This is a genomic window from Streptomyces canus (genome assembly GCF_030816965.1).
Classification (GTDB): Bacteria; Actinomycetota; Actinomycetes; order Streptomycetales; family Streptomycetaceae; genus Streptomyces; species Streptomyces canus_E.
In genome coordinates, this window is record NZ_JAUSYQ010000002.1 from 1363276 (window position 1) to 1388793 (window position 25518).

General features: G+C 70.1%; 18 protein-coding genes. 3 read left to right on the forward strand and 15 right to left on the reverse strand.

Annotated elements, in window-relative coordinates; all coding sequences use genetic code 11:
• Positions 1-37 precede the first annotated feature (37 nt).
• The 4 genes from QF027_RS07415 to QF027_RS07430 form a co-directional block, all read right to left on the reverse strand.
• Positions 38-847 (reverse strand): carbohydrate ABC transporter permease, encoded by an 810-nt coding sequence (locus QF027_RS07415; protein WP_307073556.1) that lies wholly within the window; start codon positions 845-847, stop codon positions 38-40.
• Positions 844-1797 carry a carbohydrate ABC transporter permease gene (locus QF027_RS07420; protein ID WP_307073558.1) on the reverse strand — a complete coding sequence of 318 codons (954 nt, stop codon included), beginning with the start codon at positions 1795-1797 and terminating at the stop codon, positions 844-846. Before QF027_RS07420 ends, QF027_RS07415 begins: the two co-directional genes overlap by 4 nt.
• Before the next feature lie 20 nt (positions 1798-1817).
• Complete coding sequence (locus QF027_RS07425) at positions 1818-3065, reverse strand: sugar ABC transporter substrate-binding protein (RefSeq protein ID WP_306984973.1); 1248 nt, start codon at positions 3063-3065, stop codon at positions 1818-1820.
• A 127-nt stretch (positions 3066-3192) separates the two neighbouring features.
• Entirely contained in the window at positions 3193-4224 is a 1032-nt protein-coding gene (locus QF027_RS07430) for a LacI family DNA-binding transcriptional regulator (protein ID WP_307073560.1), read from the reverse strand.
• A 392-nt stretch (positions 4225-4616) separates the two neighbouring features.
• On the opposite strand from QF027_RS07430, the gene QF027_RS07435 reads away from it, so the two are divergent.
• Entirely contained in the window at positions 4617-8222 is a 3606-nt protein-coding gene (locus tag QF027_RS07435) for a LamG-like jellyroll fold domain-containing protein (protein ID WP_307082314.1), read from the forward strand.
• Positions 8223-8364: 142 nt separating this feature from the next.
• Here the strand turns inward: QF027_RS07435 and QF027_RS07440 are convergent, their stop codons facing one another.
• The 3 genes from QF027_RS07440 to QF027_RS07450 form a co-directional block, all read right to left on the reverse strand.
• Entirely contained in the window at positions 8365-9462 is a 1098-nt protein-coding gene (locus tag QF027_RS07440) for a LacI family DNA-binding transcriptional regulator (protein ID WP_306984970.1), read from the reverse strand.
• An 83-nt stretch (positions 9463-9545) separates the two neighbouring features.
• Positions 9546-9761 (reverse strand): hypothetical protein, encoded by a 216-nt coding sequence (locus QF027_RS07445; RefSeq protein ID WP_307073562.1) that lies wholly within the window; start codon positions 9759-9761, stop codon positions 9546-9548.
• 58 nt (positions 9762-9819) lie between these two features.
• A complete protein-coding gene (locus tag QF027_RS07450) occupies positions 9820-11925 on the reverse strand; it encodes an alpha-galactosidase (RefSeq protein ID WP_307073564.1) in 2106 nt (701 codons plus the stop codon).
• A 150-nt stretch (positions 11926-12075) separates the two neighbouring features.
• Here QF027_RS07450 and QF027_RS07455 point away from each other — a divergent pair, with 150 nt between their 5' ends.
• A complete protein-coding gene (locus tag QF027_RS07455) occupies positions 12076-12867 on the forward strand; it encodes an IclR family transcriptional regulator (RefSeq protein ID WP_306984966.1) in 792 nt (263 codons plus the stop codon).
• A 42-nt stretch (positions 12868-12909) separates the two neighbouring features.
• Here the strand turns inward: QF027_RS07455 and QF027_RS07460 are convergent, their stop codons facing one another.
• From QF027_RS07460 to betA, 6 genes are all read right to left on the reverse strand, one after another.
• A complete protein-coding gene (locus QF027_RS07460; protein WP_307073566.1) occupies positions 12910-15348 on the reverse strand; it encodes a GcvT family protein in 2439 nt (812 codons plus the stop codon).
• 215 nt (positions 15349-15563) lie between these two features.
• Positions 15564-16529: an ABC transporter substrate-binding protein gene (locus QF027_RS07465; protein WP_307073568.1), complete on the reverse strand. Its 966-nt coding sequence runs from the start codon at positions 16527-16529 to the stop codon at positions 15564-15566.
• A 13-nt stretch (positions 16530-16542) separates the two neighbouring features.
• Complete coding sequence (locus QF027_RS07470) at positions 16543-18552, reverse strand: ABC transporter permease (protein WP_307073570.1); 2010 nt, start codon at positions 18550-18552, stop codon at positions 16543-16545.
• Positions 18552-19640 (reverse strand): quaternary amine ABC transporter ATP-binding protein, encoded by a 1089-nt coding sequence (locus QF027_RS07475; RefSeq protein WP_306984958.1) that lies wholly within the window; start codon positions 19638-19640, stop codon positions 18552-18554. Before QF027_RS07475 ends, QF027_RS07470 begins: the two co-directional genes overlap by 1 nt.
• Positions 19641-19660: 20 nt before the next feature.
• The gene (locus QF027_RS07480; protein WP_307073572.1) at positions 19661-21130 is read right to left on the reverse strand and encodes an aldehyde dehydrogenase family protein; all 1470 of its coding nucleotides are present in this window, start codon (positions 21128-21130) and stop codon (positions 19661-19663) included.
• Positions 21131-21326: 196 nt separating this feature from the next.
• Positions 21327-22997: a choline dehydrogenase gene (gene betA, locus QF027_RS07485; RefSeq protein WP_307073574.1), complete on the reverse strand. Its 1671-nt coding sequence runs from the start codon at positions 22995-22997 to the stop codon at positions 21327-21329.
• 382 nt (positions 22998-23379) lie between these two features.
• On the opposite strand from betA, the gene QF027_RS07490 reads away from it, so the two are divergent.
• The gene (locus tag QF027_RS07490; protein ID WP_307073576.1) at positions 23380-23793 is read left to right on the forward strand and encodes a hypothetical protein; all 414 of its coding nucleotides are present in this window, start codon (positions 23380-23382) and stop codon (positions 23791-23793) included.
• Here QF027_RS07490 and QF027_RS07495 read toward each other — a convergent pair.
• Entirely contained in the window at positions 23715-24146 is a 432-nt protein-coding gene (locus QF027_RS07495) for a tetratricopeptide repeat protein (protein ID WP_306984951.1), read from the reverse strand. The two genes, QF027_RS07490 and QF027_RS07495, sit on opposite strands and share 79 nt — an antisense overlap.
• 153 nt (positions 24147-24299) lie before the next feature.
• The gene (locus tag QF027_RS07500; RefSeq protein WP_306984949.1) at positions 24300-25406 is read right to left on the reverse strand and encodes an LLM class flavin-dependent oxidoreductase; all 1107 of its coding nucleotides are present in this window, start codon (positions 25404-25406) and stop codon (positions 24300-24302) included.
• Positions 25407-25518 lie beyond the last annotated feature (112 nt).

Genomic DNA, 25518 nt, shown 5'->3' on the forward strand with positions numbered 1-25518 from the left:
AGCAGGGATCGTCAGGGGGAGGGCTGCGCCGCGGAGGTCAGTCCTTGACGGCACCCGCGGTCACGCCTGCGGCGACGTAGCGCTGGGCGAGGACGAGGATGACCGCGGCGGGCAGGGAGGCGACGACGGCGGTGGCCATGATGGCGTTCCACTGCTGGTTGTTGTTGCCGATGTAGTGGTAGATGCCGAGGGTGATCGGCTCGTGGGCGCCGCCGTTGACCAGGGTGCTGGCGAAGATGAAGTCGGACCAGGACCACAGGAAGGCGAACAGGGACACCGTGACGACGGCGTTGCGGCTCATCGGCAGGACGATGGACCAGAAGGTGCGCAGGGGCCCCGCGCCGTCCGTTTTCGCGGCCTGGAGGAGTTCGCCGGGGATGCCGGACATGAACGCGGTGAAGATGAGGACGGCGAAGGGGACGGCCAGGGTGGAGTCGGCGACGATGAGGCCGGGGACGGTCTGGAGCAGGCCGAGTTGGAGGTAGATGGCGTAGAAGCCCATCGCCATGATGATGCCGGGGATCATCTGGGCGGCCAGCAGGACGAAGCTCATGATTCCGCCGCCGCGCGGGCGGAGTTTGGCCAGCGCGTAGCCGGCGGGGGCGGCCAGCGCCACGGTCAGGGCGACGGTGCCCAGGCCGATGACGAGGCTGGTGCCGAGGTAGGGCAACTGCTGGTCGAGGACGGCCCGGTAGCCGGCCAGGGTGGCGTGGGCGGGGAACAGGTCCGGTGGGCTCTTGCGCATGTCCTGGTCGCGGGTGAGGGACACGTTGAGCATCCAGTACACCGGGAAGAGCATGATCGCGGTCAGCAGCAGGCCGAGGGCGGTCTTCAGGCGTGTTCTCATGACAGCGCCTGCTTTCGCTGGACCTTCAGGTAGATCAGGCCGAAGACCAGGGCGGCGACGACGAGGAGGTTGCCGACGGCGGCGCCGGGTCCGAAGGCGGGCAGCAGGTTGCCGAAGCCGAGTTGGTAGGACCAGGTGGCGAAGGTGGTGGACGAGTCGGCCGGGCCGCCCTTGGTCATGATCCAGATGATGTCGAAGACCTTGAGGGTGTAGACCAGGCCCAGCAGCAGGGTGATGGCGGAGACCGGGCGCAGCAGCGGGAAGGTGATGCTCCAGAAGCGCCGCCAGGGGCCCGCGCCGTCGAGGGCGGCCGCCTCGTACAGGCTGCCGGGGATGGACTGCAGGCCGCTGTAGAGGACGACCAGGTTGAAGGGGACGCCGATCCAGATGTTCGCGATGATCACCGAGGTCAGCGACCAGGACGGCGAGGTCAGCCAGTTCACCGGGCCGATCCCGATGGCGTGCAGGACGGCGTTGACGATGCCGGAGTCGCTGTTGAGCATCCACGACCAGGTCGAGGCCGACACGATCAGCGGCAGCAGCCACGGCACCAGGAACAGGGCCCTCAGGGTGGCGGAGAGCCGGAAGTGCTGGTTGAAGAAGACCGCCAGCGCCAGGCCGATGCTGTACTGGAAGACCAGGCACACGCCGGTGAACACCACGGTGTGGAGCAGGGCCGGGGCGAAGGTCGGGTCGTCGAAGACCGTGCGGTAGTTCGCCAGGCCGGTGAAGGGCGCATCGCCCTGCACGAACGAGCGCACGGTGTAGTGGCGCAGGCTCAGGTCGAGGTTGCGGTACAGCGGGTAGGCGTAGAACAGGACGAGGTAGAGGGTCACCGGGGCGAGGAAGGCCCAGGCGGCCCACTGCGGGGAGACGGGACGGCGCCGCACCTCGGGGGCCGCGCCCTTGGAGTCGGTCCGCGGGCGCGGCACTTGTGTCGTATGGCTCATCAACTGGCCCCGGGATGTGCTCACTTGACGGCGGACTGGGCGTCGGTCAGCGCGTCCTTCGGGGACTTCGAGCCGCTGAGGGCGGACTGGACGGCCTTCCACATCTGCTCGGAGATCTTGGGGTACTTGGTGCCCAGGTCGTCGCTGGTGCGTCCCTTGGCGGCCTTGACCGCGTCGACCCAGGGCTTCAGCTCCGCGTTCGCGGCCACCTGCTTGTCCTGGACCTCGCTGGTGGGGGCCACGTAGGACAGGGTGGTGTCGGTGTCGTACAGGTTCTGGGTGCTGGTCAGGCAGGTCGCCAGCTTCTGGGAGGTGGTGTAGCGGCCGGTGTCGTCCTGTACCGGGAGGGTGACGAACTCACCGCCGGTCGGGGCGGCGGCGCTGCCGCCGGAAGCGCCGGGTATCGGGAGCACGCCGTACTCGAAGCCGGCCTTCTTGGCGTTGGCGAGCTGCCAGGTGCCGTTCTCGGCGAAGGCGTAGTCGCCGGTCGCGAACTCCTGCCAGCTGGTCGTCTGGGTGTTGTTGATGACCGAGTTGGGGGCGTAGCCGCCCTTGAGCCAGTCCTTCCACAGGGAGAGCGCCGACTCGCCCTGGGCGGAGTCGAGTTGGGTCAGCTTCGCGCCCGCGCCCCAGAACCACGGCAGGAACTGGAAGCTGCCCTCCTCGGTGCCGATCGCGGAGAAGGTGATGCCCTTCTTGCCGGCCTTCTTCACCTTCTCCAGCGCCGCCGTCAGGGACGCCCAGTCCTTCACCGAGGCGATGTCCACGCCGGCTTCCTTCAGGACCTTCTTGTTGTAGTAGAGGGCGAGGGTGTTGGCGCCGATCGGGGTGCCGTAGGTCTTGCCGCCCGACTGGCCGGCCGCGAGGAGGTTGGGGTCCACCTTCGAGGTGTCCAGCTTGTTGTCGTCGGTCGTGGTGAGGACGCCCGCCTCGGCCAGGGTCGAGACGACCGGATTGTCGACGATGAGGATGTCCGGGGAGTTGCCCTGCTGGGCCGCCAGCAGGGCCTTGTTCGTCAGGTCACTGGTGTCGAAGCCGGTCCGCTTGACCTTCACGCCCGCCTCGGTGCCGCACTTGTCCAGCAGGTTCGTCCAGGCCGAACCCTTGGCGAACTGCGGGTAGGGGTCCCAGATCGTGTACGTGCCGCTGTCGGCGCCCTTGGTGCCGCTGCTGCCGGAGCCGGAGCCGCAGGCGGTGACGCCGGTGGCGACGGCCAGGGAGATCAGGACTGCGGCGGTCGGACGGCGCCGTCTGGCGAAGCTGTTCATGGTGGGTTCCTTCGGTTTGTGGCATGCGGGTGCCGCGGCAGGGGGGCGCGCGGAGACGGGGGCACCGCGAGCAGCGCCGTGGTGTTCGGACGTGCGGCGGTGTGACGAGTGGTTCCGGGGGGGGCGATCAGGCCGTCGTGTCGGCCCGCGGAGGCCCCGCGGGCCCGGTGCTGGCCCGCAGCGAGATCGGTGGGACGAGCAGGTGCTGCCGGGGCGGCGCGTCGGAGTGGTCCAGCCGCTCCACCAGCAGGTCGACGGCGAGCCGGCCCATCTCGGCCGCCGGTACGTCCGCCGCGGTGAGCTGCGGGGTCACCGTCTCCGCCCAGCGGTTGGCGACGATCCCGGTGATGGAGAAGTCGCGCGGCACATGGCGGCCCGCGTGGGCGAGCCCCCGGTAGAGGCCGCCCAGCGCGGCCTCGTTCAGGGTGACCAGGGCCGTGGTGTCCGGGTCGTCGTGCAGGATCCGTTCCACGCAGGCCTGGCCCGCGGCGGCGTCGTCCCCGCAGCAGTACGTCCGCACCGTCAGCCCGCGTTCGGCCGCGGCCTTCGTGAAGCCGTCCAGTCCGCGGTGGGCGGACTCGTACCCGGTCCTCAGGAGTTGTTCGGGCCGGTTGACGAAGGCGACTCGGCGGTGGCCGAGGTCCGCGAGGTGATGGACGCAGGCCGCCGCCAGCGCGGTGTGGTCCAGGCCGACGTACCAGCCGTCCTCCGGGTGGGCGGTGCGGCCGATGGCGACGGAGGGGAAGCCGAGCGCGGCCAGGTGATCGGCCCGGTCGTCCTCCAGCCTGATCTCCATCAGGATCGCGCCGTCGACCCTGCGCTCCCCCAGCAGCCGCTGGAAGGAACGGTCACTGTCCATGCCGCTGGGCGACAGCAGCACGTCGTAGTCGTAGGCCGCGGCGGCTTCCACCACGCTGCCGATGAAGTCCAGCTGCATCCCCGTGTAGTGGTTTCCGGCCGGCGGAAAGACCAGGCCGATGGTGCTGGTCCGCCCGTTGGCCAGGGCGCGGGCGCTGGCGCTGGGCTGGTAGCCCAGTTCGTCGACGACCTGCTGGATCTTCCGGCGCGTGTCCTCCGACACCGGGCGCTTGCCGCTCAGTGCGTAGGACACGGTGCTGCGCGAGACACCGGCCCGCCGGGCGATCTCACCGATGTTCACGGCGACTCCTTGGGACGGGCGACCGGCTTGTCGAACCGGTTCGCGTGGAAGTGAACGTAGGAACTGCCCCGACGCCTGTCAATACCCTGAACGTATTCGCTGAGGGGGGAAGAGACGGCGAGATCCCCGTGTCGAAGGGATTGCTGGCCCGATGCCCCGGTGCTAGCTTCGCCGAACCGGTTCGACACAGTCGCCCAGGGCGACTCTCTCGCACCTACCGTCACAGAGCCGCCGCACCCGCATCCCCCTGCACGCGCCCTCCCCCTGCACCTGCCTGGATCGAACCGATCCGACGGCGACTGAGACGGGCCGACGGAACCCGTTACTCGACGATTGAGGACGTATCCATGTCATCCGCTGACAGATCCACGCGCCGCCGCGCGCCGGCCGCCATGGCGCTGGCCCTCGGCGCGGGCCTGCTGGCCGCGCCCGCCGTCTCCGCGCACGCGGCCGAGGCGCCCGGGCCCGCCGCCCGCTACACCTTCGACCAGGACGACCTCGCCTCCGGAAACATCACCGACAGTTCCGGCAACGGCCTGACGGCGAGCCTGGTGAACGGCTCGACGGCCCAGTCCGTGGCGGGCACGGACGGCGGCAAGGCGCTGGCCCTGCCCGGCGGGGCCCCCACCTCCGACGGCGCCTACGTCCGTCTGCCCCGCGAAGTGGTCGGCGACGCCACCGACTTGACGGTCTCCGCCCGGGTGAAGTGGAGCGGCGACAAGTCGTCCTGGCAGCGGATCTTCGACCTGGGCACCGACACCACCAAGTACCTCTTCAGCACGCCGTACAACGGCAGCGGGCTGTTCCAGACCTCCGTGACCACCGGCGGAGGCGGCGCGGAGACCCAGGTCCGCGGCTACGCGGCGCTGCCCGCGGACGCGTGGCGGACGGTCACCGTCACCCTCGACACCAGCGCCGGCCGGCTCACCACCTACCTCGACGGGGTGGCGGTCTCCTCCGCCGCGACCGCCATCAAGGCCAAGGACCTGCTGAGCGGTTCGGCGACCGCCGCCGGCTACATAGGCAAGTCCCTCTACCCGGACCCGCTGCTCAAGGGCGCCGTCGACGACTTCACCGTGTGGCACTCGGCGCTCACCGCCGAGCAGGTGGCCGGCCTGGTCGGCGCCGTACCGACCCTCCAGGAGCTCTCGAAGACGTCCTTCGACGTCCGTACGACCGACGGGACCGCCCCGGCCCTCCCGGCGGCCGTCCGCGCCGGCTTCTCCGACGGTTACGACCGCGACACTCCTGTCACCTGGGACGCCGTACCGCCCGAGAAGTACGCCGAGCCCGGGACCTTCACCGTGGCCGGAACGGCGGCGGGACGCGCGGTGCGGGCGAACGTCACCGTGGTCCGCGAGGGGCAGCTCGCCGTCGACCTCGGCTCGGACACCGGCGCCTTCCACGGCGGCGCCTCCGGCACCCTCTACGGCGTGTACGGACCGGACGTCCCCACCAACAACCTCATCGAGGGCATGGGCCTGCGCACGGTCTCCACCAAGGCGCAGGACGGTCCGCAGCACCCCGGCGCCGACGCGCTGGACGTGGTCAAGCCGCTCGCCGACTCCACCGACGGCGACGTGTACATCTACATGACCGACATCCACCGCGGCTTCCCGTACGAGTGGCCGGGCGACACCCCAGCGGAGAAGCTCAGGCTCTACGAGGAGAAGATCGCCAAGCAGGTCGACCAGGTGCTCCAGCTGCCGAAGCAGTACCAGGACAACATCGTCTTCGTGCCGTTCAACGAGCCCGAGGGCAACATGTTCGGCACCGGCCAGTGGAGCTACAACAAGGTCAGCTGGCTGAGCGACCCCGACGACTACTTCGCCGCCTGGGACTCCGCGTACAAGCTCATCAAGACCAAGATGCCGGACGCCCGTATCGCCGGTCCCAACACCAGCATCCTCTATGACCAGGTGAAGGGATTCCTCACCCATGCCCTGGCCGCAGGCACCCTCCCGGACGTCATCACCTGGCACGAGCTGAGCCACCCGGAGGCGGTGCGCGCGAGCGTCGCCAAGTACCGGGTGTGGGAGAAGGAGTTGTTCAAGGGCACCGACCGCGAGGGCACCCGACTCCCCGTCAACATCAACGAGTACGCCTTCAACTACCACACCTCCGTCCCCGGCCAGATGATCCAGTGGGTCTCCGCGATCGAGGAGTCCAAGGTGGACGCCGACATCGCGTACTGGAACATCGACGGCAACCTCTCCGACTCCGCGGTGCAGTCCAACCGCGGCAACGGCCAGTGGTGGCTGCTCCATTCCTATGCCTCGATGAGCGGGCACACGGTGGCGGTGACCCCGCCGTTCCCCGGCGAGAACTACACCATGCAGGGCGTGGCCACGGTGGACCAGAAGAAGAAGCAGGCCCGGCTGCTCTTCGGCGGCTCCACGGGCAAGGGCCACATCACCTTCTCGAACGTCCCGAAGAAGCTCTTCGGTGACCGTGTGCACGCCTGGGTGCGGGAGATCGAGTGGAGCGGGCAGGTGGGCGACTCCTCCGGCCCGAAGCTGCTCACGGAGACGAACCTGAAGGTCGCGGACGACGGCACGGTCACCGTCGACTTCGGTGACGGCGCGCTGCCGAAGCTGAAGGAGTCCTCGGCGTACGAGATCGTCCTCAGCCCGGCCGGGAAGGCGGCGAACACCCAGTCCCCGCCGGTGCGTTGGCAGGGCTCGTACGAGGCGGAGGACGCGGCCCACACCGGGTCCGGCTACTCGAAGAACGGCCCGGAGGGTTCCACCTCCGACGTGTCGAAGTTCTACACCTCCGGCGGCTACGACGTGGGCGGTCTGCGCACCGGCTCGGATGTCACGCTCGACTTCACGGTGGACGTGCCCGAGGACGGCACCTACGACCTGAGCGTCTTCGCCAACTCCCTCAACACCTTCGACAAGGTGAAGGAGCAGGGGCCCACCAATGTCTTCCTGCGCGTGGACGGCCAGGCCGGCAGCGAGCAGCAGCTGTATCTGCCGCTCGGCTACAAGTGGGTGGTGTGGGACCACACCGACACCAAGGTGAAGCTCACCAAGGGCAAGCACACCCTGACGCTCGCGGCGAAGAGCCTGGACGGCAAGCGGGCGACGAAGGGTGACGCCATCGTCGACCGCCTCACCCTCGCCCTTCCCGGGGCCTCGGCCGGCACCCAGGTCCACGAGGGCGAACTGGCCTGGCTGAGCGGCGGGGCACAGCCCGTCTACACCCTGCCCGAGCGGGCGGCCACCGGCTCGGGCGCGGCCCGGCTCGCCAAGGGCCAGACCGCCACGTTCTGGGTGTACTCCCCCGCCGACCGTGAGGCCACGCTCGAGGTCGACACCCTCGACGGCGCCGGCGCACGGCTCTCCGTCAACGGACACGACGTCCGGCGCCTGGCCAAGGGCAGGAGCAGCGTCGCGGTCTCCCTCTCCGGCGGTGTCAACAAGGTGACGCTGACGGGCGGTTCGTCGGCCACGCTCGTCGACCGTCTGACGGTCACACCGACCGAGGGCGCGCTGAAAGCCCGTACGTACGAGGCCCAGGACGCGGTGCTCGCGGGCTCGGCCACCCTCACCCCGCTGCCCCTGGCCACCGACGGCACGGCGATCACCGGCATCGGCGGCGAGCCGGGCAACGGCAACACCGCGACGTTCACCGTCGCCGCGGACCCGGCCGGTCTGTACGCGCTGCGCGTCCGCTACTCCAACCCGGAGCAGTCCGAGGCCACCCACTACAACCCGGACCCGCTGGCCCGCCACGCCGACATCACCGTCAACGGCGGGGAGACGCGGCGCGTCGGCTTCCCGCACAGCTTCCACCAGGACAACTTCTGGGAGCTGACCGTCCCCGTCACCCTGAAGAAGGGACAGAACACGATCGCCTTCCGCTCCGAGGAACTGCCGAACTTCGACGGTACGACCTACGCCTCGGACACCTTCCCCGGGGTGCTGCTCCGATCCCGGTACGCGCCGCTGATCGACCGCATCACCGTGGCGCCGTACTCGCGGGAGAGGTGATCACCACCGGCGGCGCCATCGGGCGCCGCCGGTGCCGGCCCTCCTGACAAGGTTCGACCCACTGGCCGCGGCGGCCATCCCCATCCGGATGGCCGCCGCGGCCTCCCCGCTTGTCCAGCGGGAGGGACACCTCTCCGGTCGCTCAGTCGGTGGCGGTCGGCGACGCGTCGGACGCGCCGCGCGAACCGGAGGACGGATGCCACCCGCCCGTCGGCGGGGGCGCCGTCGACGCGCGTACGACGAGCTCGACCGGTGGGTCGCTCGCCGGTGCCGGCTCGGCGTCCGGTTTCTCGATGGCCTGCACCAGGAGCCGCAGCCCTTCCCGGGCCACGGCGTCGAACGGCTGGCGCACGGTGGTCAGCGGTGGGGTGACATAGGCGGAGACGGGGATGTCGTCGAAGCCGACGACACTCACGTCCTCCGGCACGCGCAGGCCCGCTTCCAGCAGTGCGCGGATCAGGCCGACGGCCATGTCGTCGTTGGCGGCGAACACCGCGGTGACATCACCGGCGGCGGCGAGTTCGTGGCCCGCCGTGTAGCCGGACGAGGCCGACCAGTCGCCCTCGATGACGGGCGGCTGTTCCCTGTTCCGTGCGGCGAGCGCCGCCCGCCAGCCCTGGAGACGGTCCCGGGCAGCGAACCACCTTTGCGGACCGGCCAGGTGATGGACCGTCACATGCCCGAGCTCCAGCAGGTGTTCGGTGGCCGCTCGCGCCAGTGACTCGGCACCGACGCCTGCCGCCACCGCGCGCGGGCCCCCGAACGTCGCGGGCGCGCCGAGGACCAGGACCGGGACGCCGGCCCTGAGCGGCGCCGAACCCTCGTCGATCGGTTCGGACACGACGATGCCGTCCACGCCCTGTTCGAGGAGCGACTCCACGGCCCCCGCGACACCCGCCGGATCGCCCTCCTGCGTGTTGACCACCCGGAGCGCGTATCCCGCGTCCCGGGCGGCCCGCTCGATGCCGATGAGCAGGGAGGCGGGGCCGTACAGGGCGGTTCCGAGCGCGACGACGCCGATCGAACGGGTACGTCCCGAGGCCAGGGCACGGGCCGCGCCGTTCAGCCGGTAGCCGAGTTCCTCCGCGGCTCGGAGCACCCGCCCTCGTACATCGGCGGACACGTACCGCTCACCGTTGAAGACCCGCGAGACCGTCTTCTGCGAAACACCGGCCAGCCTGGCCACATCCACGGCGCGTGGCGCGCCGGGGCTCTGGCCCTGTCCTCCCACTGGCGTCATTGATGTCTCCCGAAGTCCGGCACCTCGAATCCTACGCAGTCGACGATGTGCCGCCACACCGTCCGACCTCGGGCGAGAAGCGGTCACCCGGTGTGGCCGTCCAGGGCCGTGCCGGAGGAGTCGGCGGTGAGATGAGGGGCGGGGGCGGCCTTTGCCGTTCCCGCTCCGAGCGACGGGGTGACGGCGGCGCCCGCCCCCGCGGTACCGACCAGGCTCAGCGCGTGCCGCCGACTGACCCCCGCGGGGGCCTTCGCCGACCCGTCCGATGTGCCCCCCCGGATCATCAAGGACAGGGGCATCGAGTCATACCGGCCCCGAAAGCCACGAGCCCGAACCGGGCTTTTCAGGCGGTCGCGGTCAGGCGGTCGCGGCCAGCCTGAGGAGTACGGCCGTGTCGGTGCGCGGCAAGCCGACGGTGAGCTTCCCCTCGGCCGCGTCCCACTCCACCGTGGCGTCGGCCGTCGTGGGCTGGAGCACCTCCGGCCGCGACTCGACGCCCCGCAGGTGGGCCAGCGTGAGCGTACGGCTCTCCGGAGCGCCGGCCCGCTCCCGTCGCCACACCGCGACGAGCGTCGCATCGCGGCCCCGCAGCCCGTGGGCGATCCAGGCGTCCTCCCAGTCCGGCAGGCCCAGCGGCCAGACGGGACGGGCGTCGGCGATCTCCGGCCGGATGTCCTTGTACACCCGGATCGCGGAGCGGACGAGCTCGAACTGCTCGTCGTTCATGCGGTCGAGGAAGCCGGAGAGGTGGATCCGGCCCAGCAGAGCGCCGGTGAGCGTGAACGCGATCCGGTCGGGGGTGTGGTCGGGCTGCGGGTAGGCCCACACCGCAGCCTGTTCGGGGGCCACGGCGGTGGCGGCGGCCGCGGCGATGGGCGGGTAGCGCAGCAGGTCCTGCTGGTCGCTGGTGGACTGGAGCTGGGTGACGGCGAGTTGGGCGTAGTCCATGCGCAGACCACCGGAGCCGCAGTTCTCCAGGACCAGGCCGGGATGCCGGTCCAGGAGGGCGGACATCCAGTCGAGGTGGGCGCGGTGGTGGCCCAGCAGACCGGCGCCGGGACTCTCCGGGCCGTTCTCCGTGCCGGGTCCGATGTTGATGTTGTAGTCGAGCTTGAGGTACCCGACGCCCCACTCTCCGACCAGCCGGTCCACGACGGCGTCGAGGTGGGCCCGGGCGGCGGGGTGGCGCAGGTCCAGGTGGTACCGGCCGTGTTCCGTCACGCGCAGGCCGCCGCGCCTAAAGAACGCCTCGGGCGGCAGGGTGTCGGCCAACGGGCTGCGCACGCCCACGACTTCGGGCTCCAGCCACAGCCCCGGGACCATGCCGTGCCCCCGGATCGCGTCCAGCACCTCCTGGATGCCGCCGGGGAAACGGCCCCGGGCGGGCTGCCACGCGCCGACGGCGTCCCACCAGCCCTGGGCGTCGTCGTCGTACCACCCGGCGTCGATGACGAAGACCTCGGCGCCGGCCGTCCCCGCAGCCTCGATGAGAGGCAGGAGCTTGTCGGTGGTCGGGTCGCCCATGAGGGTGTTCATGTAGTCGTTGTAGATCACCGGCAGGGCGCGGTGGTCGGGGTGGTCGCGGCGGATCTGCCTGCGGTAGTCGGTGAGTTCACCGAAGGCGGCGTCGAGGCCGCCCGTCTCGGCGCGGACGAGGACGGCGGGAACGGTGTGGAAGTCCTCGCCGGGCGCGAGGGTGTGCTGCCACTGGTGGTGGGCGTCGTCGGGGCCGAACAGGGCGACGTAGGCGGCGCCTTCGCGTTCGCCGGTCTCGAAGCGCCACCCCGCGCTGGACTCGATCTGCCACAGCCAGGCGCGGCCGGAGAGGTCGGTGAGCGCCCCCATCGGCAGGTGCCGGCCGGTGGACCAACTCCCTTGCGAGGAGCGCTCGAAGCAGCCGCGCCCCTCGTGACCGTGCGCGGACCGGTTCAGTGGGACGACCTGGTCACGGAAGGAGGCGTTGCGCCAACGGCACTCGGCGAGCCAGTCGTTGTCCGCCCAGTGCAGGGTCAGTCCGTCCAGACCGCCGCCCGCGTCGGTGATGCCGCCGACGGTCAGGGTGCTCACGCTCTCCAGCCGGAGGGGTGTGCTGCCCTCGTTGACCAGACGCACCTGCGAGCGCAGGAAACCGGCACCCGGAGCGGTCTCCAGCACCACCTCGGCGACCAGGCCGGTATCCGGGTCCGCGAGCCGGATCGTCGTACGCTCCCTGCCCCCCGCCCGGACCGTCTCGTGGTCGCGGTAGGTCAGGCGGTCGCCGATCGCGGTCTCGATGAAGCGCTCTCCCGACCACAGGCGTCCGTGCCCGGTGGCGGTGACCTCGACGAGGGGGACCAGACCGGCCCAGTCCTGGTCGGGCGCCCCCAGCCGGACCGAGCCCGTGGCGTCCAGGAGGGCGTGCAGCCTGAGCTCCGGGTGCGACCACAGGCGGGATCTCTCGAGTGTTCCGACGGCTGCGGTCAACACACTTTCCCCTTCCGGCACGCCCGCCATGTGACCAGTCACCATCCTCACATGCGTGTGACCGGTCACACAAGCGTGCGCAGCGGGCGCCCGGCCTGCCCGAGGGCGACCGGTCCGACGGCTGTTGACCTGCTCGCATAGAGTTCCGCCATGAGCAGCAACGGTTCCGAGCCCGGGGGCACGTCGAGCGGCGGTGTGCAGTCCGTCGACCGGGCTGTCACCGTGCTGGAGATCCTCGCCCAGCGTGGTGAGGCAGGCGTCAGTGAAGTGGCCGAGGCGATCGACGTCCACAAGTCCACCGCGTTCCGTCTGCTGGGCGCGCTGGAGGCGCACGGGATGGTGGAGCAGGAGGGCGAGCGCGGGAAGTACCGCCTCGGCTTCGGCATCGTGCGGCTGGCCGGTGCGGTCACCGGGCGCATCGACGTCACCAAGCACGGCCGCGGGATCTGCGAGCGCCTCGCCGACAAACTGGGCGAGACGATGAACATCGCGGTCCTGGAGTCCCACCATGTGATCAACCTCGACCAGGTGCGCGGCCGGTCCGCCATCACCGCGCAGAACTGGGTCGGCCGGCTGACGCCGATGCACTGCACCTCGAGCGGCAAGGTCCTGCTCGCGCATCTCACGGAGCAGCGCCGGGACGAGCTCGTCGCCGCGGCCGGGCTCGACCGGATGACCGCCCGCACGCTGACCTCGCGGCAGAAGCTGGAGGCGGAGCTGGTCCGGGTCCGCGAGCAGGGCTACGCCCTGACGGTCGAGGAGTACGAGGAGGGTCTCAACGCCATGGCAGCGCCGGTTCGTTCCGGCGACGGCAAGGTCGTCGCCGCCCTCACCGTCTCGGGCCCCGCCTTCCGTCTCACCGAGGAGCGGATGCACGAGCTGGCACCGGTGCTGATCGAGGGCGCCGACGAACTCAGCCACCGGCTCGGCTACTTGGGCTGACACCGGGCGTCGGGGGCGCCCGGGACCGTGGCTATGACCCGCTCACCCCCGAAGGCGGGACATCGTCGGGTCGAACAGCGGCTCCTCGGCCACGACCGCCTCCACGCGCTGGTCGAAGTAACCGATGTGCAGCGCACGGCCGGCCACGGCGAGCTCCGCGGGCAGCCAGGCGTACGCGATGCCCTTGCCGATCGTGTGGCCGAAGGCCGCGCTGGTGACGTGACCGACCGGGCTCTGCCCGTCGTACACCGGCTCCTTGCCCATGACGACGGCCCGCGGGTCCTCGATCGTCAGGCAGGTCAGCTTGCGCCGCACGTCGGCCCTGCGTCGCTCCAGTGCCGCCTTCCCGACGAAGTCCTCCTTGTCGGCCTTGACGGCGAAGCCGACCCCGGCCTCGTACGGATCGTGCTCGTAGGTCATGTCGGTGCCGAAGGAGCGGTAGCCCTTCTCCAGGCGGAGGGTGTTGAAGGCGCCCCGGCCGGCGGCGATACCGCCCAGCGGGCGGGCGGCCCGCCACAGCGTGTCCCACAGCTTCAGGCCCTGGTCGGCGGTGGTGTACAGCTCCCAGCCGAGCTCACCGACGTAGGAAAGGCGCATGGCCGTCACCGGGACGGACCCGATGTAAGCACGCTTGGCGCGGAAGTACTTCAGGCCCGCGGCCGAGAAGTCCTCGTCCGTGAGCGGCTGGAGGACGTCCCGGGCGAGCGGTCCCCACAGGCCGATACAGCAGGTACCGGGGGTGATGTCACGGACCTGGACCGTGCCGTCGGCGGGGAGGTGGCGGGTGAACCAGTCGAGGTCGAGGTTGCCGTTGGCACCGACCTGGAAGAGGTCGGGGGCCAGCCGTGCGACGGTGATGTCGCTGCGAATGCCTCCGTCGTGGTCCAGCAGCAAGGTGTACGTCACCGAGCCGACGGACTTGGCGACCTTGCCGGTGCACAGCCGCTCCAGGAAGTCGGCCGCTCCCCGCCCGCTCACCTCCAGGCGCTTGAGGGCCGTCATGTCGTACATCGCGACGGTCTCGCGGGTGGCCTGGGCCTCGGCACCGACGATCGGTGACCAGTACCGCGCGGCCCAGTCGTTGGGGGTGACGATCGAACGGCCTTCCACCAGGCCCGCGTTGGCCTCGTACCAGTGCGGCCGCTCCCAGCCGTTCGCCTCCAGGAAGAAGGCGCCCAGCTCCTGCTGGCGGGCGTAGAAGGGGCTGGTGCGGAGCGGACGCGGGTCACCGGACGGCTGCAGCGGGTGCAGGATGTCGTAGACCTCCGCGAAGTTCTGGCAGTCGCGGGCCAGTACGTACTCCGGGGCGAGCTGGTGCGGCTCGAAGCGGTTGACGTCGCACTCGTGGAGGTCGAAGGAGGAGCAGTGGCCGTCGACCAGCCACTCGGCGAGGGCTCGTCCGACGCCGGCGGAGTGGGTGACCCAGACGGCCTCGGCGACCCAGAATCCCTTGACGTCCGGGGACTCGCCGAGAAGGGGCAGGCCGTCGGTGGTGAAGGAGAACAGGCCGTTGATGGCCTCCTCGATCTTGGCCTCGCGGGTGGCGGGGAGCAGGGACTGCGTCTCGGTCCAGGCGTCCGCGAAGTCGTCCTCGGTGAACTTCAGGACCGATGGCATCCCGTCGGCCTCGTCGACGGAGAGGATCTCGTCGGCGGTGATGGGCATGGGGCGGTGGCCGTAGTAGCCGATGCCGAGGGTGTCGTGGCGGTCGCGGTAGTAGAGGTCGGCGTCCTGGTGGCGCAGGATCGGGCGCACCGCCTCCTCGGTCTGGCCCGCGAGCGCCGGGACCGGGCCGGTCCAGGCGAGCTGGTGGGCGAGCGGGGTGAGCGGGAGGTTCATGCCGACCATGCGGGCGATTTTCGGGCCCCAGATGCCGGCGCAGCACACGACGATGTCGGCCTGCAGGTCGCCCTGGTCGGTGCGGACGCCCGTCACTTCCCCGTCGGCCCGGAGGACGTCGAGGACCTCGTGGCGGGCCAGGAACGTCACTCCGCGCTCGGTGGCCCGGCGGATCTGCGCCTCGACGGCGAGAACGGCCTTGGCGAGGCCGTCGGTCGGGATGTGGAGACCGGCGAGGACCCGGTCGCGGTTGACCAGGGGGTGTGTGTCGACGCACTCGTCGGCGGTCAGGATCCGCGACTCCACGCCCCAGGAGGTGAGCCAGCCCTGCCGGCGGTGGAGTTCGGTGACGCGCTCGGGTGTGGTCGCCACTTCGAGACCGCCGACCTGGAGGAAGCAGGGCTGTCCGTCGACGTCGAGCGAGCAGAACTTCTCGACGGTGTAGCGGGCCAGCTCGGTCATGGTCTTGGAGGAGTTGGCCTGGAAGACGAGGCCCGGGGCGTGCGAGGACGATCCCCCGGTGGCCGGGAGCGGGCCCTGGTCGACCACGGTCACCTCGGTCCAGCCGCGTGCGGAGATCTCGTCGGCGAGTGCCGCGCCGACGACGCCCGCTCCGATGATGACCACTCGGGGTCCCGCCATCGCCGCACCTCCGGTTAAGTTGCTTTTTACGCAACACGATTCAGGCTGCGCAACTCAATGTGCCCGCCGTGCCGGTGGGTGTCAAGAGGCCCTGAAAGGTCGGGGAAGGGCCGGGAAGCGACCCGGAAAACGGCAATGCCCGGTGGGCGGCGCGCACCCGCGCGCCGCCCACCGGGCCTCGGGGTCAGGCTTGCCCGACCGGCCTGCCTGAGGGCTTACTTGACCCAGGCGTCGACCTTGTCGCGGTTGGCGTCGACCCACTTCTTGGCCGCCGCCTCCGGCGTCATCTTGTCCACCGCGATGTACTTGGCCACGGTGTTCTGGTCGTCGTTCGTCCAGTTGAACTTCTTCACCAGGTCGTAGGCAGGACTGGCGGACTTCGCGAACTTCGCGCTGACGATCTTGTCGAGGTCGTAGACGGGATAGTCGCAGGCGACCTTGGCCGCATCGGCGTCGCAGCCCGACTTGTACGCGGGCAGGTCGACCTTGACCAGCGGTACCTCGGACAGGAACCACTGCGGCTCGTAGAAGTAGCCGATCACCCACTGCTTGTTCTTCTCGGCGTTGCGGTACGCCTGGATCAGCGCGGTCTCGCTGCCCGCGTACACCACCTTGAAGTCCAGCTTCAGGTTCTTCACCAGCGCCTCGTCGTTGGTGACGTACGACGGGTCGCCGTCCAGGAGCTGGCCCTTGCCGCCGGACTCCGAGGTCTTGAACTTCGCGGCGTACTTGTTGAGGTTCTTCCAGTCGGTGATGTCCGGGTGGGCCTTGGCCAGCCACGGCGGCACGTACCAGCCGATGATGCCCTTGTTGCCGGTCGAGCCGGCCTCCACGGCGGTCTTCTGCTGGGTGATGTACTTCTTCTTCAGGTCGTCGTGGCCCCAGTTCTCCAGGACGGCGTCGACCTCGCCGGTCCCGAAGCCCTGCCAGGCGATCTCCTCCTTGAGGTCCTTCTTGGTGACCTTGCATTTCAGGTCGTGCTCGGCGACGTACGCGACGACCGCCGCGTCGGCCTCGTAGCCCACCCACGGGTTGACCGCGAGGTTGAAGGTGCCGCACTTGCCGGAGCTGCCCGAGCCGCCGGCCTCCGAGGAGTCACCGACCTTCGCGCCGCCGCAGGCCGTGAGGGTGAGGCCGAGGACGGCCAGGCCGGCCGCGCCGGCTCGCCAGTGTCTTGCCATCGTGTCGTGCTCCTCAATTACTGGTGCGGCGAGCCGCTGCTTGAGTGATCCGGTCGAACATGACGCCGAGCAGCACGATGGCGAGCCCGGCCGCCAGGCCCTTGCCGTACAGCTGTCCCTGCGAGAAGCCGGCCACCACGTCGTAGCCGAGGGCCCCGGCGCCGACCAGGCCGCCGACGACGACCATCGACAGCACGTAGATCAGGCCCTGGTTGGTCGCGAGCGTCAGGGCGCTGCGGGCCATCGGGAGCTGGACCTTGGTGATGATCTGCCAGGTGTTGCACCCGGTGGAGGTCGCCGCCTCGACCGTGGCCGCGGGCACGGTCCGCACCCCGTCGGCGATGATCTTGATGGCGACCGGTGCCGCGTAGACGATCGCGGCGACGATCGCCGTGAACCGGGTGGCGCCGAACAGGGCGAGGAACGGCACGAGATAGACGAACGGCGGCATGACCTGGGCCGCGTCGAGGGTGGGCCGCACCAGCCGGTCCGCCAGCGCGCTGCGTCCCATCCACACCCCGAAGACGACGCCGAGCACCATGACCAGCACGGTCGCCACGACGGTCGAGGCCAGCGTCGTCATACCGTCCGACCACACTCCGGTGGCGACCAGGAGTCCCACGCACACGGCGGTGGTGATGCCGGCGCGCCAGCCGCCCAGCACCACCGCGATCCCGATCAGGGCGGCGCCGACGAGCCACCACGGGGAGTCGGTCAGCAGCGTCTGGAAGGGGTTGAGCAGGCCGTTGGTGATGGCGTCGCGGAAACCGTTGGTCAGCCCCGACAGGTTGTCCTGCGCCCAGGTGGTCACGTTGTCGGCCGCTTTGGCGATGTTGCTGCCGGTGCTGCCGTCGCCGGGGAACTCGGCCGCCCACACGTAGGTGTGCGACAGATACACGAGTACGACCGCCACCACGCCCCCGGCAGCGAGCAGGGGCCGCCGCCACTTGAGGAAGGGGCGGCTGGAGCGCCGGGCCGCCTCCGCGCGTCCGCTCGCCGCGGTGGTGACCCTGTCCAGGACGATCGCCATGACGACGATGGCGAGGCCCGCGTTGAAGGCCGTACCGACGTCGAGGGACTGGAGGGCCTGCACGACGGTCTTGCCGAGCCCGGGAGCGTCGATCAGGGCCGCGATGGCCACCATGGCCAGGGCGGCCATGACGGTCTGGTTGATGCCCATCACCACGGTCCGCTTGGACATCGGCAGCAGGACCTTCAGCAAGGACTGTCTGCGGGTGGCCCCCATGGAGGCGGCGGCCTCGACCGTCGTCGCGGGCACGGAACGGATGGCGTGCGCGGAGATGCGGATGGCCGGCGGTGCCGCGTAGATGACGGTGGCGATGGTGGCGGAGGCCCCGCCGATCAGGAAGAACAGGGTCAGCGGCGCCAGGTAGACGAGGGTCGGCATCGTCTGCATGAAGTCGAGGAACGGGGTGACGATCCGGTTGGCCCGTTGCGACAGGCCCGCCCACACGCCCAGCGGGAGGGCGAACAGCAGCGCGACCAGGACCGCGGAGAGGGTCAGGGACAGGGTGTCCATGCTCTCCTGCCACAGGCCCTGGAGCCCGAGGAAGGTGAAGCCGGCCACGGCCAGCAGCGCGACCCGCCAGTTGGCCACCGCCCAGGAGACATAGCCGGCGAGGCCGACGACTCCGAGCCAGCCGATCTGCGGGAGCGGGCGGTCACCGGACGGCTGGGAGATCAGGTCCTGTACGAAGGTCACCAGGTTGTCGATGACCAGCCTGATCTCGTTGAAGCCGTACAGGAAGAGCGGGTTGGAGTTGCGGTTGGCGCCGATGGAGTCGTTGACGTCGTTGAGCCAGCGGTGCAGATCGGTGAGGTCGGCCGCGGCCAGCGACAGGGTCTGCTTTCCGCGCAGTACGGCGAAGAGGACGAGCCAGACGACCAGGATCACGGCGACCACCATGGACCGGCTGATCCTGCGTACGGGGGCTACGGGCGGAGGCGGTTCGGCCTGCTTGGTCTGCCCCGGATTCCCGGGTTTCTCCATGACGACGGTCATCACGCGTCGCCTTCCTGCCCGGCGACCACCGCGAGGATCTCCTCGTCGCCGACGATGCCGATCAGCTTGCCGTTCTCGACGACCTTGACGGGCCTGTCGGCCGCGAGCACCGCCCGGGTGGCCTCCTTCACCACGACGTCGGGACCCAACTCGGGTCCGTCCAGGGGGTCTTCGGGTGTCGCCGGGCGCATGATCCAGCGCAGGGTCAGCACATCGCCGCGGGCCACGTCCTTCACGAAGTCGCGTACGTAGTCGTCGGCGGGGGCGCCCACGAGTTCGTCGCCGGTGCCGCACTGGACCGTCTTGCCGTCGCGCATGATGAGGATCCGGTCGCCGAGCTTCAGCGCCTCGGAGAGGTCGTGGGTGATGAACACCATCGTCTTGCCGACCTCGTGGTGCAGCCGGATGACCTCGCTCTGCATGTCACGGCGGATCAGCGGGTCGAGCGCCGAGAACGGCTCGTCGAAGAGGAGGACGTCCGGATCCCCGGCCAACGCCCGTGCCAGGCCCACGCGTTGCTGCATACCGCCGGAGAGCTGGTCGGGATAGGAGTTCTCGTACCCCGACAGGCCCACGAGTTCGACCACCTCCAGCGCCCGCCTGGTGCGCTCGGCCCGGCCCATGCCGCGGATCTCAAGGCCGAACGCCACGTTGTCGACGACGCGGCGGTGGGGCAGCAGACCGAAGTGCTGGAAGACCATGGAGAACTTGCTGCGCCGCAGTTCACGCAGCCGCCGCTCGTCGGCGTCCCGGATGTCCTCGCCCTCGAAGACGATCTCACCGGCGGTGGGCTCGATCAGCCGGGTCAGACAGCGCACCAGGGTGGACTTGCCGGAGCCGGACAGTCCCATGACGACGAAGACCTCGCCGGGCGCGACGTCGAAGTGCACGTCGCGCACGGCGGCGGTGCAGCCCGTGCGGTCCATGAGCTCGCGGCGGCTGAGCCCGCACAGCTCCTCGGAGCCCGGTACCTGGTCCGCCTTCGGCCCGAACACCTTCCACAGCCCGCGCACGGATATGACCGGTGTCGGGGCCGCGTCCTCGGTGGTGCCGCGCCTCGGCGGCACCTCGGTCTTGGTGGGGGTCATGGTCGACCTCTTCTCGGCGTTCAGCCGCGGAACCAGTGCTGCGGCCGGGGTTGGATGTTCTGCCAGATGTGCTTGGGTTCGCGGTACTCGTCGAGGCCGGTCGGTCCCAGTTCCCGGCCCACACCGGAGTGCCCGAAGCCACCCCACTCGGCCTGGGGCACATAGGGGTGGTAGTCGTTGATCCACACGGTGCCGTGCCGCAGCCGGCGGGCGACCCGCTGGGCCTTCCCGGCGTCCTGCGTCCAGACGGCACCGGCGAGTCCGTACTCCGTGTCGTTGGCGATGCGTACGGCGTCGTCCTCATCGCGGAAGCGTTCCACGGTGAGCACCGGCCCGAAGGACTCCTCGTGCACCACCCGCATGTCCTGCTGGCACTCGTCGAGCACGGTGGGCGGGTAGTAGTGGCCGTTCGCGAGGGCGGGGTCGTCGGGGCGCTCGCCGCCGCAGCGCAGGACGGCACCTTCGGCGAGCCCGGCGGCGACGTACGCCTCGACCTTCTCCAGGTGCTGCGCCGAGATCAGCGCCCCGGTCTCGGCCTCGGGGTCGAAGGGCCCGCCTAGGCGGATCTGCCGGGCCCGTCGGACCACCTCGTCGACGAAACGGTCGTGCAGCGAGTCCTCGACGATCAGCCGGGCCCCGGCCGAGCAGACCTGTCCCGAATGCAGGAAGACGGCCGTGAGCGCGAAGTCCAGGGCCGTCTCGAAGTCGGCGTCGGCGAAGACGACGTTGGGGTTCTTGCCGCCGAGTTCCAGCGCGACCTTCTTCACGCTCGCGGCGGCCGTGGCCATGATCCGTTTACCGGTCTCCACGCCCCCGGTGAAGGAGACCATGTCGACACGGGGATCTTCGGAGAGCGGCGCTCCCACCTCGGGCCCGGTACCGAGGACGAGGTTGGCCGCACCGGCGGGCAGTCCGGCCTCCTCCAGCGCCTTCATCAGCAGGATCGCGGTGGAAGGGGTGAGCTCACTGGGCTTGAGGACGATCGTGTTACCAGCGAGAAGGGCCGGAGCGACTTTCCAACTCACTTGCAGAAGTGGGTAGTTCCACGGTGTGATCAGACCGCACACACCGATCGGCTCGTAGACCACGCGGCTGACGGCGTCGTCCCGTCCGGTGTCGATCACGCGGCCGGCGTCGGTTCCGCCCAGCCCGCCGTAGTAGCGAAGACAGGAGACGACGTCGGCGATGTCGTACTCGCTCTCCACCAGCCGCTTGCCGGTGTCCAGCGATTCGGCGCGGGCGAACTCCTTGGCGTCACGCTCGAGCAGGTCGGCGGTGCGCAGCAGCAGGGCACCCCGCTCACGCTCGGGGGTGCGCGGCCAGGGCCCTTCGTCGAAGGCCCGGCGGGCGGCGGCGACGGCCGCCTCGGTGTCGGGGCGGGTCCCTTCGGACACGGTCGCGGAAAGCGTGCCGTCGGCGGGACATCGGATCTCCCGACGGCCTCCGGCCACCGGCTCCCGCCACTTCCCGTCCACATACAGGTCTGCCACCTCGGGAGCCCTTCGAGCGATTCTCGTTGCGCATCGCGCACCGCATTGCTTGTGGTGGAACACTCTGGAGAATGCATGAACCCACGTCAAGGGGTTGGGGGATGACGGTTTCGACAATCGGGCGGCCGCGCGGGGAACCTGGTCGCGGGCCGATGAGGCGGGTTTCCGATGCAAGCGGCCCCGTGAAAAAACTGCGTTACCCCGCCTGCGTCCGGGTGTCCCGGTACCGGTAGTACGCGGCCTTGGAGGGCGCGAGCGGCTCCTTGCCGAGGATGAGGTCGGCCGCCTTCTCCGCGATCATCATCACCGGCGCGTAGATGTTTCCGTTGGTGACATAAGGCATCACCGACGCGTCGACGACACGCAGCCCCTCGACTCCGTGCACGCGCATGCTGGCAGGGTCCACGACGGCCATCTCGTCGGTGCCCATCTTGCAGGTGCAGGAGGGGTGCAGGGCCGTCTCGCCGTCCTTGGCGACCCAGGCGAGGATCTCCTCGTCGGTCTCGACGGACGGTCCGGGCGAGATCTCCCCGCCGTTGTAGGGGGCGAGAGCGGGCTGGTTGAGCAGCCTGCGCGCGACACGGATCGCCTCGACCCACTCGCGGCGGTCCTGCTCGGTGGACAGATAGTTGAAGCGCAGCGCCGGGTGTTCGTCCGGGTTCCTGCTCCTGATCTTCACCGAGCCGAGGGCGTCGGAGTACATGGGCCCCACGTGCACCTGGTAACCGTGCCCGCCGGCGGGCACGGAGCCGTCGTAGCGGACCGCGATGGGCAGGAAGTGGAACATCAGGTTGGGGTAGTCCACGTCCTCGTTGCTGCGGGCGAAGCCACCGGCCTCGAAGTGGTTGGTCGCGGCGGGGCCCTTGCGGAAGAGCCACTGCAGGCCGATGAAGGGGGCGCGCCATTTCGCGAGGTACGGCTGCATGGAGACGGGCTGCTTGCAGGCGTACTGGATGTACACCTCCAGGTGGTCCTGCATGTTCTCGCCGACACCCGGCAGGTCGTGGACGACGTCGATGCCGAGCGCGCTCAGTTCCCCGGCGTTGCCCACGCCGGACAGCTGGAGCAGCTGCGGGGAGTTGATCGCGCCACCGCAGAGGATGACCTCCTTGGCGCGCACCTGCTGCGGCGCGCCCTTGCCGCGCCGGTACTCGACGCCGACCGCCCGCTTGCCCTCGAACAGGACGCGGGTGACGAGGGCGCGGGTCGTGACCGTGAGGTTGGGGCGTTTGCGGGCGGGCTTCAGATACGCCTTCGAGGCCGACAGGCGGCGCCCGCGGTGGACGTTGCGGTCGAACTTGGCGAAGCCCTCCTGCCGGTAGCCGTTGACGTCGTCCGTGGGCGCGTATCCGGCCTCCTCGGTGGCCTTCTGGAAGGCGGTGAAGAGCGGATTGGTGGCCGGGCCGCGTTCCAGGACGAGCGGGCCGTCGTGGCCGCGGAACTCGTCGTCGGGGTCGGCCGCGAGACAGTTCTCCATGCGCTTGAAGTACGGCAGACAGTGCGCGTAGTCCCAGGCCTCCATGCCGGGATCGGCGGCCCAGCGCTCGTAGTCCATGGGGTTCCCGCGCTGGAAGATCATGCCGTTGATGCTGCTGGAGCCGCCCAGCACCTTGCCGCGGGCATGGTAGACGCGCCGGCCGCCCATGTGCGGCTCGGGTTCGGACTCGTACTTCCAGTCGTAGAAGCGGCTGCCGATCGGGTAGGTCAGCGCCGCGGGCATGTGGATGAAAACGTCCCACGGGTAGTCGGGCCGGCCGGCCTCCAGGACCAGCACCCGGTTGCCCGGGTCGGCGGAGAGCCGGTTGGCCAGTGCGCTGCCGGCCGATCCACCGCCGACGATGACGAAGTCGTACTGCTGAGGAGCCATGGTGCCTCGTCTCGCTCGCGCCGTAGATACGCGCGGCATGGTAGTACGGGTAGCGTCATACGCACCAGGTTGCGTGCCACGCAACTTCCACGACACATAGGGGGCGTCGGCCAGGCCGGCGGCCGCATCGTTCGGGGACGAGGTGTCCGGTATCTCGCTCACGCCGTCCTTCGCTCACGCCGCCCTTCGCCCAGCTCGCCCTCGCCGACCCGGCCAAGCCGGCGGTCGAACCCGCCCGCGCCCCCTGGACCGTGACGAGAGGTGTCGCCATGGCAAGCGACACCGTCTGGGCCGCGCTCGACCGGCTCAAGGCCTCCGAGGGCGAGACGCTGCTGATCCATGCCGCTTCGCGGTCGAGCCGGCCCTCGCCCCCGGCGCGGGGATGATCGGGACTGCCAGTGAGCGCGAACTCGGCGCCGTACCGGTGATCCACGGGGCGGGACCGGCCGAACGGGTGCGGGCCGTTGCCCCGGACCGGGTCGACGCGGCGCTCGACATCTGCGGCCGCGGCGAGATCCCGGACTCGATCGAGCTCGCGGGAGGTCCGGAGCGGGTCCTGACCATCGCGGCGTCCGACGGCGCGGGCACCGGCATCCAGATCGACACCGGCAGCCCGCTGGGCACCCACGTCCTTCGCGAACTCCTGGCCCTCATCGAGCAGGGACGCCTCCGCGTCCCCGTCACGAAAACCACCGCCTCACCAGACGGGCGCACCGCTCACTCGTCGTCCGGGAACTCGCCCGCGAACGCGCCCGCCATCCGCAGCCAGGGCTCCGCCTCGTCCTGGCGTCCCTGACGCTGCAGGGTGCGCCCCAGCATCAGGTGGGCGTAGTGCTCCACCGGATCGCGTTCGACGATCAGGCGCAACTGCTCCTCGGCGCGCTTCAGTTGTGCGGAGTGGTAGTAGGCGCGGGCCAGCAACAGCCGGGGACCGGTCTGTTCCGGCGCCTCCTCGACGACGACGGCGAGGAGCTTCGCGGCACCGCTGTAGTCCCGCGCCTCGAACAGCAGCCCAGCACGCTCCCAGCGCTCGACGGTGGTCTCCTCGTGCGGCACGCCGACGCCGTTGTCGAAGAGGTGCAGCGCGCTGGCCCAGCGGTCGGGCGCCACCCCGTCGGTGGCCGCGTAGGCGTTGATGTTGTCGGTCATGATTCCTTCCTCTCCCGGACGCGTCCTCACGCGGACCGGAGTGCGGCCGGCTGTGGTGCGAACGGCCGATGGTCTCGACGGGTTCGGTGAGCTCGGCCAAGCCCGGCGCCGATGCGGGCGGCGAGACCGTCGGCCAGATCCTTTCGTACGGACTCAGTCCGTGTGCTCGGCGGTCTGCGTGCTCTCGGCGTCGCGGGCGGCGAGCAGGGAGGCGTGGGTGGGGGCGTCGGGCACTCCGGCCGGCCGCACCGCCGCGAACTCCTTGCGCAGCACCGGTACGACCTCCTCGCCGAGCAGGTCGATCTGCTCCAGTGCCGTCTTCAGCGGGATGCCGCCGCCGTCCACCACGAACAGCTGGCGCTGGTAGTCACCGGCGTACTCGCGGAAGGAGAGCGTCTTCTCGATGACCTGCTCGGGAGTGCCGACGGTCAGCGGGGTCTGCTCCATGTACTCCTCCATCGAGACGCCGCCGCCCATCACCGGCGAGTGGTCGAAGAGCGGGCGGAACTCGCGTATGGCGTCCTGGGAGTTGCGCCGCATGTAGACCTGGCCGCCGAGACCGACGACGGCCTGCTCGGGCGTGCCGTGGCCGTAGTGCGCGTACCGCTGCCGGTAGAGGTCGATCAGCTTCCCGGTGTGCTCCTTCGGCCAGAAGATGTTGTTGTGGAAGAAGCCGTCGCCGTAGTACGCGGCCTGCTCGGCTATCTCCGGGGACCGGATGGAGCCGTGCCAGACGAAAGGCGGGACCCCGTCCAGCGGCCGCGGCGTGGAGGTGAAGCCCTGCAACGGCGTGCGGAACTTCCCCTCCCAGTCGACGACGTCCTCGCGCCACAGCCTGCGCAGCAACGCGTAGTTCTCGACGGCCAGGCCGATGCCGTCGCGGATGTCCTTGCCGAACCACGGATAGACCGGGCCGGTGTTGCCGCGGCCCATCATCAGGTCGACGCGCCCGTCGGCCAGGTGCTGGAGCATCGCGTAGTCCTCGGCGATCTTCACCGGGTCGTTGGTGGTGATCAGCGTGGTGGACGTCGACAGGATGATCCGCTCGGTGCGCGCGGCGATGTAGCCGAGCAGGGTCGTCGGCGACGAGGGGACGAACGGCCGGTTGTGGTGCTCACCGGTCGCGAACACGTCGAGTCCGACCTCCTCGGCCTTCCGCGCGATCGCGGTCATCGCCTTGATCCGCTCGTGCTCGGTCGGCGTACGACCTGTGTGCGGGTCGGTGGCCACGTCACCGACGGTGAAGATGCCGAACTGCATCGCCCTCACCCTTCCTGGTGGTTGATGCATCAACTGCACGCTGCAACACACCCCCGCACCGGGCTATTCCGCTCCTCCGGGGTGAGGCGATCGACGATCAGGCGGCGTACGC